Annotated in this window: 10 protein-coding genes; 7 read left to right on the top strand and 3 right to left on the bottom strand. The window is 70.9% G+C overall.

The window, feature by feature from the left end; genetic code table 11:
• On the top strand, nucleotides 1–204 hold a 204-nt coding region (locus AIIKEEIJ_RS09190; RefSeq protein WP_274386610.1), incomplete at its 5' end, for an acyl-CoA dehydrogenase family protein.
• Between the two features lie 36 nt (nucleotides 205–240).
• Here AIIKEEIJ_RS09190 and AIIKEEIJ_RS09185 read toward each other — a convergent pair.
• Nucleotides 241–705, bottom strand: coding sequence for a MarR family winged helix-turn-helix transcriptional regulator (locus tag AIIKEEIJ_RS09185; protein WP_006939806.1), 465 nt, complete (start codon nucleotides 703–705; stop codon nucleotides 241–243).
• Between the two features lie 125 nt (nucleotides 706–830).
• Entirely contained in the window at nucleotides 831–1,769 is a 939-nt protein-coding gene (locus AIIKEEIJ_RS09180) for a DNA-3-methyladenine glycosylase 2 family protein (RefSeq protein ID WP_161995509.1), read from the bottom strand.
• Nucleotides 1,770–1,948: 179 nt separating this feature from the next.
• Between AIIKEEIJ_RS09180 and AIIKEEIJ_RS09175 the strand changes: the two genes are divergently transcribed.
• Complete coding sequence (locus AIIKEEIJ_RS09175; protein WP_161995508.1) at nucleotides 1,949–2,563, top strand: RNase H family protein; 615 nt, start codon at nucleotides 1,949–1,951, stop codon at nucleotides 2,561–2,563.
• A gap of 7 nt (nucleotides 2,564–2,570) precedes the next feature.
• On the opposite strand, the gene AIIKEEIJ_RS09170 is transcribed toward AIIKEEIJ_RS09175, so the two are convergent.
• Complete coding sequence (locus AIIKEEIJ_RS09170) at nucleotides 2,571–3,575, bottom strand: acrylyl-CoA reductase family protein (RefSeq protein ID WP_161995507.1); 1,005 nt, start codon at nucleotides 3,573–3,575, stop codon at nucleotides 2,571–2,573.
• A 169-nt stretch (nucleotides 3,576–3,744) separates the two neighbouring features.
• Between AIIKEEIJ_RS09170 and AIIKEEIJ_RS09165 the strand changes: the two genes are divergently transcribed.
• From AIIKEEIJ_RS09165 to AIIKEEIJ_RS09145, 5 genes are all read left to right on the top strand, one after another.
• Nucleotides 3,745–4,713 (top strand): ABC transporter substrate-binding protein, encoded by a 969-nt coding sequence (locus AIIKEEIJ_RS09165; protein WP_161995506.1) that lies wholly within the window; start codon nucleotides 3,745–3,747, stop codon nucleotides 4,711–4,713.
• A 13-nt stretch (nucleotides 4,714–4,726) separates the two neighbouring features.
• Entirely contained in the window at nucleotides 4,727–5,755 is a 1,029-nt protein-coding gene (locus AIIKEEIJ_RS09160; protein ID WP_029546397.1) for an ABC transporter permease, read from the top strand.
• The gene (locus tag AIIKEEIJ_RS09155) at nucleotides 5,752–6,738 is read left to right on the top strand and encodes an iron chelate uptake ABC transporter family permease subunit (RefSeq protein ID WP_202916788.1); all 987 of its coding nucleotides are present in this window, start codon (nucleotides 5,752–5,754) and stop codon (nucleotides 6,736–6,738) included. The genes AIIKEEIJ_RS09160 and AIIKEEIJ_RS09155 overlap by 4 nt, the downstream gene beginning before the upstream one ends.
• Nucleotides 6,735–7,490 (top strand): iron ABC transporter ATP-binding protein, encoded by a 756-nt coding sequence (locus tag AIIKEEIJ_RS09150; protein WP_072636396.1) that lies wholly within the window; start codon nucleotides 6,735–6,737, stop codon nucleotides 7,488–7,490. Before AIIKEEIJ_RS09155 ends, AIIKEEIJ_RS09150 begins: the two co-directional genes overlap by 4 nt.
• A gap of 83 nt (nucleotides 7,491–7,573) precedes the next feature.
• A complete protein-coding gene (locus AIIKEEIJ_RS09145; protein ID WP_029546395.1) occupies nucleotides 7,574–8,449 on the top strand; it encodes an amidohydrolase family protein in 876 nt (291 codons plus the stop codon).
• Nucleotides 8,450–8,615 lie beyond the last annotated feature (166 nt).

Here is an 8,615-nt window from a genome sequence, read left to right as displayed (position 1 = left end):
CTCGACGACGCGGACGCCGCGATGGTCAAGTACTGGCTGACCGACAGGCAGTGCGAGGTGATCGACCGCTGCGTGCAGCTGCACGGCGGCTACGGCTACATGCGCGAGTACCTGATCGCGCGGATGTACGAGGACGCCCGCGTGCAGCGGATCTACGCAGGCGCCAACGAGGTGATGAAGCAGATCATCGCCCGCTCTCTCTGAGCCCGCCCCGGGTGGAGGGTTCCCGCGAGGAACCCTTCACCTGCCGGCCTGCCGGGTGTGGTGGGCCAGCACCTTCGCGAGCAGGACGGCGAGCTGGTCGCGCTCGGTCGGGTCGAGCGGCGCGAACGCCTCGTCCTGCGCCGCGACGAGCACGTCGTCGAGGGTGCGCAGGTGCTGCCGCCCGCGGCGGGTGACGCTGATGATGTTGCGGCGCCGATCGGTGGGATCGGGGCTGCGGTCGACGAGCCGCCGGTCGGCCAGCTCGTTGACGGTGGCGACGATGTCGCTGCGGTCCATCCCCGCGCGACGGCCGAGATCCGTCTGACACAGCGAGCCGTACTCCTCGAGTGCCGCGAGCGCGCGGTAGTGGTAGCCGCGGGCGTCGGCCTGGCCGAGCCGGTCGACCACCACCCGGTGCACGTGGCGGGCGGATTGGGTCAGCAGCCAGCTCGGGAGCCGCTCGAGCCTCGTGGGCGCGGTCGAAATGTCTGGGTCGGACATGCCACCAGGGTACGGTTCGACGGCCGGAATTCCGACGGTCAGCCGTCGGCGCCGCGGCAGCGCAGCCCCGCGGTACCGGGCCGACGATTCCGGCCCCGGCGGCGTGACCGGCGCGGGGGAACTGCTCAGCGCCCGCGGTGATCGGTGATCGGCGTGCGGGGTCCCCGTCGCGGGACCCGCCCCGCCCCGCCGGTCGCCATGATCAGTCGCACCGCTCGATAACGGTGCGGCCGAAGCGGTTCCAGGTACTCCACCATGCCGGCATCGTCGAGTGGTGCGCCCAGCAGCGACCAGCCGACGATCGTCGCGAGGTGGTAGTCGCCCACCGACAGCGCGTCCGCGTCGCCGAAGGCGCGCTGCGCGACCTCGGCGGCGGTCCATACGCCCACGCCCGGGATCGAGCGCAGCTTCCGCTGCGCCTCGGCCGGCGCGAGGTCGACGAGCCGCTCGAGGCGGTCGGCCAGCCGGGCGCAGCTCACGACGGTCCGGGCCCGGCCGGGGTCGACGTTGGCGCGGTGGAACTCCCACGACGGGACGCGGCGCCACGTCTCGGCGGCCGGGGGCACCCGCATCCCCTCCGGTGCCGGACCGGGCGCGACGTCACCGAACCACGTGACGAGCCGCCGCCACGACGCGAACGCGGCGACGCTGTGCACTCGCTGTTCGAGGATCGCCGGGACCAGGGCCTCGAGGACGCGGCCGGTGCGCGGGATCCGCAGGGCCGGCAGGCGGCGATGGGCCTCGGCCAGGCTCGGATGCTCGGGCCGGAACCCGGTCGGGTCGTCCTCGGCACCGAGAAGGGTGGGAAGGTGTGCCGACAGTTCCTCGGCCCCGGCACCCCACGCGTGGCAGCGCACGCCGCGCGGACCGTCCTGCACGAGCCGGTAGGTGACCGGCCCCGACGCCAACCGGGACGTGCGCCACACGGCCTGCCCGTCGCGGCGGTGGCAAGGGTCGTAGGGCCCGCGCTGCAGGGGTTGCAGCGTCAGCGCGACGTCCACCGGCCGGGGCAGCTCGGCGCGGACGACGAGCGCGCCGGTGCTGGGTGGAGCAGGGGAGGGCACCGGTCCACCGTACTGTGCGACGAGGTGACCGTGCGACGAGGTGCGGATCGAAGGCGGCGACCCGCCGAGCGTGCGCTTCTCGCGCCGACACGCCGATGGGTGCCGCGATTTCTGCGCAGCCGCGGCGCGTCGGCGCCTCGGGCGCGACGTCGCCCCTGCCACGGGATATGGTCTGGCACATGATCATCGTGAGCACCGACGGTTCCTGCCTTCGCAATCCGGGCGGCGCCATCGGATGGGCGTGGGTCAATCACGAGGGACCGAGCCGCTCGGGCGGGGAGCACTCGGGCACCAATCAGATCGCCGAGCTGCGGGCGCTGCTCGAGGCGCTGAAGGCCCATCCCGGTCCGGAACCGATGATCATCGAATCCGACTCGCAGTACGCCATCAAGTGCGCCTCGGAATGGTTGCCGGGCTGGAAGCGCAAGGGCTGGAAGACGGCGACCGGCGCGCCGGTGAAGAACCTCGATCTGGTCCAGGCCATCGACCGCGTCCTCGCCGACCGGTCCGGGCCGGTGCGGTTCCGGTGGGTGCGCGGACACGTCGGCAACCACTTCAACGAACTCGCCGACACCCTCGCGGGCGAGGCGGCGCGCGCGCAGGCGGCGGCCCCGCCCGCCCCGAACGCGCCCGTCTCCGAACCGGCCGGGCCCGAGCCGACCGCGGCGGCTGCGCGGCCCGAGCCGACCGCCGCGTGTGCGCGGCCCGAGCCGACCGCCGCGCCTGCGCGGGCGAAGAAGGCGGTGCGCCGGACGGTGAAGGTGGTCGAGGAGGTCGAGCTCACCCTCTTCTGACGAGCCCTCAGAATCCGCCGGCAACCTCGATCACCGCGCGCCCGGTGAACTTGCCGGCCCGCACGAGGTCGAGCGCGGGCACCAGCTCTCGCGCGGGGATGTGGCGGGTGATGTCGGCCAGGTGCCGGGGCCGCAGGTCGCCCGCGAGGCGCTCCCACAGCGCCCGGCGCGGGCCGATGGGCAGCTGCACCGAGTCGATGCCCAGCAGGGCGACGCTGCGCAGGATGAAGGGCATCACCGTGGTCTGCAGGGCGGCGCCGCCGGTGAGTCCGCTGGCGGCGACCGCGCCGCCCCACTGGACGGTGCTGAGGACGTGGGCGAGTGTGGCGCCGCCGACGCAATCCACGGCCCCGGCCCAGATCGCCTTGCCGAGCGGTCGCGGCTTCGCGTCGGGGTCCTCGGGCAGCCGCCCGATCACCGAGGCGGCGCCCAGTTCGGTGAGCAGGTCGTGGGCTTCCGGCTTGCCGGTCGAGGCGACCACCTCGAATCCGGCGGCGGCGAGCAGGTCGACGCTGACGGTGCCCACGCCGCCGGAGGCGCCGGTGACGACGACGGGCCCGTCGTCCGGGGTCAGGCCGTGCCGCAGCAGGGCCTGCACGCTCAGCGCCGCGGTGAATCCGGCGGTGCCGATGGCGGCGGCGTCGGCTGTGGAGAGCTCGCTGAGCCGGACGAGCTGGTCGGCGGGGACGCGGGCGTACTCGGCGTAGCCGCCGTGGCGGCCGGTGCCGATCTCGTAGCCGTGCGCAAGGACCCGGTCCCCGGGCGCGAAGTCGGGGTGATCGGAGGTGACGACCTCACCGGCGAGGTCGATGCCGGGAATGATCGGGTAGTTGCGGACCACGCCGCCGCGCGGGACGACGGCGAGGGCGTCCTTGTAGTTGATGCTCGAATGCAGGACGCGGACGGTGATGCCGTCGTCGGGCAGCATCGTCTCGTCGACGGTCTCGGGGGCGAAGTCGATCGCGTCGTCGTGCTCGCGCGCGACCCAGGCGGAGAACGTGGTGGAGGTCATGGGTCCGACCGTAGTGGCGGCGCGCTCCTCCGTGGGGCGACACGACCCTTGCCAACAGTAAGTAAAGGCATGCTAAGTTAGGCAACGCTTGGCTGAGTTCGAGGCGGTGGGTGGGGCTGCGCGGGTGGCTCCGTCTACCTCGGAAGTTCAATTTTCAAGGAGATTGCCCATGCGTATCCGGTTGTCCGCCGCCGTCGCGTTAGTCGCGGCCGCCTCGCTCGGGCTTTCCGCCTGCTCCTCCGACACCTCCTCCGACACCGCGGTGGAGACCGGCGAGACCGTCGTCATCAGTCACGCCCAGGGCGATACCGAGGTGCCCGTCGGTCCCGAACGGGTCGTGGTCTTCGACCAGAGCGTGCTGCAGTCCATGATCGACCTCGACCTGCCCGACGCCGTCGGCGTCCCCGCGCTCACGAATTGGCCCGAATCGTTCGCGCGTTACCGGGGCGACGACGTCGCCAAGGTCGGCTCGCTGTTCGAGCCCGACTTCGAGGCCGTCAACGCCCTCGAGCCCGACCTCATCATCGTCGCCGCCCGGTCGGCCACCAGCTACGACGCGCTCAGCGAGATCGCCCCGACCGTCGACCTCTCCGTCGACGCCAAGGACTTCCTCGCCAGCGTCGCGAAGCAGAACCGCAACCTCGCCACCATCTTCGGCGCCGAGGGCGCGTTCGAGGAGAAGTTCGCCGGCATCGAGGCGTCGTTCGACGCGGTGTCCGCTGCCGCCGCACAGGCGAACCTGCGGGGACTCATCACGCGCGTCGAGGCCGCCGAGGTCACCGCGTACGGACCCGGCTCCCGGTACGGGATCATCCACGACCTCGGCGTCAAGCCCGTGTCGGAGACCTTCGCCGACGACGTCGCCCACGGTGACGCCGTGTCCTTCGAGTACATCGCCCAGGCCGACCCCGACCTGATGTTCGTTCAGGACCGCGAGGCACCCCTCGGCGACACCACCGGCCCCAACGCGTCCCGAGTCCTCGACAACCCGCTCGTCGGCGGCACCACCGCCGCGAAGGAAGGCCGGATCACCTACCTCGACCTGTACACCTGGTACATGGCGCCGAGCGCGCTGAGCTCCGTCCAGTCGCAGATCGACGTCGTCGGGCAGGCCGTCGGCAAGGCCGCGGCGGCATGACCGCCTCCCGCCCGTGAGCTCCCCGGTAACGACCGGCAGGGCCGGCGACCGCACCCCGCGTGCGGCCGCCGGCCCCGCCGCGCGTCTGCGTCCCGTCCTGATCGGCGCGGCGCTGCTCGCCGTCGCCGCCTTCGCGTCCCTGTTCGTCGGCGTCGCCGACGTCACCCCCGCCGACCTGCTGCGCGGCGACACCGCGACCCTCGAGGTGTTCTTCGTCTCGCGCGTGCCCCGCCTGATCGCGATCCTGCTCGCCGGCGCCGCCCTGAGCGTGTCCGGCCTGATCATGCAGCACCTGACCCGCAACCGGTTCGTGGCGCCGGACACCGCCGGCACCGTCGAATGGGCCCTGCTCGGCATCCTCGTCGCCACCCTGTTCCTCGGCGGACAGTCCGTGCTCGGCAAGATGCTCGTCGCCGTCGCCTTCTCCCTCGTCGGCACCTTCCTGTTCCTGCGGCTCCTGCGCCGCGTCCGGTTCACCGACATGATCGTCGTGCCGCTCGTCGGCCTCATGTTCGGCGGCGTCGTCATGGCCGTCACCACGTTCTTCGCCTACCGGCTCGAACTGATGCAGGCCCTGAACACCTGGACCAGCGGTGACTTCTCCGGCATCCTGCGCGGCCGCTACGAGATCATCTGGGTCGTCGTCGCCGTCATGGCCGTCGCCTATCTGTACGCCGACCGCTTCACCGTGGCCGGCCTCGGCGAGGGCTTCGCGAAGAACCTCGGCGTCCCGTACCAGCTGGTGATCAACATCGGGATGGTCGTCGTCGCCGTCACCACCGCCGTCGTCACCGTCGTCGTCGGCGCCATCCCGTTCCTCGGTCTCGTCGTGCCCAACCTCGTCACCCTGGCGCTCGGCGACAACCTGCGCCGCGTCCTGCCGATCACCGCGCTCGCCGGCGCCGGATTCGTGCTCGCGTGCGACGTCGTCGGCCGCGTCCTCCGCTACCCGTACGAGATCCCGGTCGGCACCGTCGCGAGCGTCGTCGGCGCCGTCGTGTTCATCGCGCTGATCCTGCGCACCCGGCGAGGACCGCGATGAGCCCGGCCGTCGCCGCACCCGCCGCGACCCGTCGCCGGAACCCTGCCCGCGTGCTCGTCGTGCTCGCCGTCGTCGCCGCACTGGCGGTGTGCGCATACCTGTTCCTCTTCGTCACCGGCTCGTGGGACTTCGCCATGAAGATCCGCGGCCGGCAGGTGCTGTCGATGGTGCTCGTCGGCTACGCCACCGCCTTCGCCGCGGTGATCTTCCAGACCGTCACCAACAACCGCATCCTCACCCCGGGTGTGATGGGTTTCGACAGCCTGTTCATGCTGCTGCAGACCCTCGTGGTGTTCCTGTTCGGCGCGAGCGCCCTCGCGACACTGGATCCGCGCCTGAAGTTCGGGGTCGAGGTGCTCGCCATGGTCGGCTTCGCGCTCGTGCTGTTCCGATGGCTCTTCGACCGCGGATCCCGCGACCTGTACGTGCTGGTGCTCGTCGGCATCGTGCTCGGCGCGCTGTTCGGTGGGCTGTCGTCGCTGGTGTCGCGGCTGATCGACCCCAACGACTTCATGACCCTGCAGGACGTGCTGTTCGCCAGCTTCAACAACGTGCAGGTCGACCTGCTCGCCGTGTCGGCCCTGCTCGTCGTCGCGGCGACGGCGTTCTCGGTGCCGCTGCTGCGTCAGCTCGACGTCGTCGCACTGGGCCGCGAGCACGCAATCGGCCTCGGCGTCGACCACCGGCGCGTGGTCACCCGCGCGCTGATCGTCGTCGCGGTGCTGGTCTCGGTGGCCACTGCGCTCGTCGGGCCCATCACGTTCCTCGGGCTGCTGGTGGCCAACCTGGCCCGGGAACTCGTCGGCACGTTCCGGCACCGCTGGACGGTGCCCGCCGCGACGCTCGTCGCGATCGTCGCCCTGGTCGGCGGGCAGTTCGTCCTCGCCCGGCTGCTCGACTACAACTCGAGCCTCATCGTCGTCGTCAACTTCCTCGGCGGCATCTATTTCATCTCCCTGCTCGTGAGGGGTGCGCGCCTGTGATCACCGTTCGGGACCTCGCCAAGAACTACGCTGGCACCACCGTGCTCGGGCCCGTCGACCTCGACGTCCCGCGCGGCGGCCTCACGTCGATCATCGGTGCCAACGGCGCCGGCAAGTCGACACTGCTGACCATCGTCGCGCGGCTGCTCGACACCGACGCCGGATCGGTCAGCATCGACGGGCTCGACCTGCGGGCCACCCCCTCGGACGCGCTGGCGAAGAAACTGTCGGTGCTGCGCCAGGACAACACCACGGCGGTGCGATTGTCGGTGCGCGAACTCGTCGAGTTCGGGCGCTTCCCGCATTCGAAGGGCCGGCTCTCGGCGGCCTGCCACGACGCGGTCGACCGTGCCCTCGAGTACACCGGCCTGGGCGGGTTCGAGCACCGCTTCCTCGACCAGCTCTCCGGCGGACAGCGGCAGCGCGCGTTCGTCGCGATGGTGCTCGCGCAGGACACCGACTACGTGCTGCTCGACGAACCGCTCAACAACCTGGACATGAAGCACTCGCAGCACATGATGCAGTTGCTGCGACGCATGGCCCACGAGATGGGCAAGACCGTGATCCTGGTGATCCACGACATCAACTTCGCGTCGTGCCACTCGGATCGCATCGTCGCGATGCGCGACGGCGCCGTCGTCGCGGACGGCGACGTCGACGAGATCCTGCAGCCCGAGGTGCTGCGCAAGGTGTACGACATGGACATCGCCGTGCACGAGATCGACGGCCGTCGCATCGCCGTGTACTTCTAAGGCGCCTCCGGCGCCGGTGTGTCCTTCGGGCGGCTGGGGCAGCCCAAAAGACGCACCGGCGACGGGGTCGCTACCTTCGGGTGATGGACGAAGCGCAGCAGGTGGCCGACTTCCGGGCCCGGCACGGCCTCAGCGGCCTGATCGACGTGCACACCCACTTCATGCCGTCGAACGTGATGGACAAGGTGTGGAGCTACTTCGACTCCGCCGGGCCGCTGGTGGGCCGGGCATGGCCCATCACCTACCGGCACGCCGAGGAGGAGCGCGTCGAGCGGCTGCGGGGTTTCAGGGTCCGCCGGTTCACGGCGATGCTCTATCCGCACAAGCCCGCGATGGCCGCGTGGCTGAACGCGTGGGCGGTGGACTTCGCGGCCCGCACCCCCGATTGCCTGCACACCGCGACGTTCTATCCCGAGCCCGATGCCGCCGGCTACGTGGCCGCGGCACTCGAGCACGGGGCACGGGTGTTCAAGTCGCACATCCAGGTCGGCGACTACGACCCCAACGACCCGCTGCTCGACCCGGTGTGGGGACTGCTCGAGGATGCCGGCGTGCCGATCGTGATCCACTGCGGATCGGGACCGGCTCCGGGGACGCACACCGGGCCCGGCCCGATCGCCGCGCTGCTGGAACGGTTCCCGCGGCTGGCGCTGATCGTCGCGCACATGGGCATGCCGGAGTACCGCCAGTTCCTCGATCTGGCGGAGAAGTACCCGCGGGTGCACCTGGACACCACCATGGCGTTCACCGACTTCACGCAGGAGTCGATGCCGTTCCCGGAGGACGAGCTGCCGCGGCTGCAGGCACTGGGTTCGAAGGTGCTGTTCGGCAGCGACTTCCCGAACATCCCGTACCCGTACGTCCATCAGCTCGAGGCGGTCGAACGGCTCGGTCTCGGCAGCGAATGGGTCCGCGCGGTGTGCTGGGACAACGCACAGGTCTTGTTCGGCGCGGTGTGAGCCGGGGGCTGTGTGGCCGAATGTCACATGGGTTCGATGTGGGCTGACTCAGGTGGTCCATGCGACACGCTCCCTGACCAGGGGAGATGTCAGTGGGTCGAGCAGCACGAGAGGCGAAGAAGGCTAGGTTCTTCGCCATGCGCATGACGAAGGTGTCGATCGCCAA

The sequence above is a fragment of the Rhodococcus sp. YH1 genome (assembly GCF_009939605.1).
In the GTDB taxonomy this organism is placed as follows: Bacteria; Actinomycetota; Actinomycetes; order Mycobacteriales; family Mycobacteriaceae; genus Rhodococcus; species Rhodococcus aetherivorans.
Note: the sequence above shows the minus strand (reverse complement) of the source record. Positions and strands in the feature narration are given on the sequence as shown.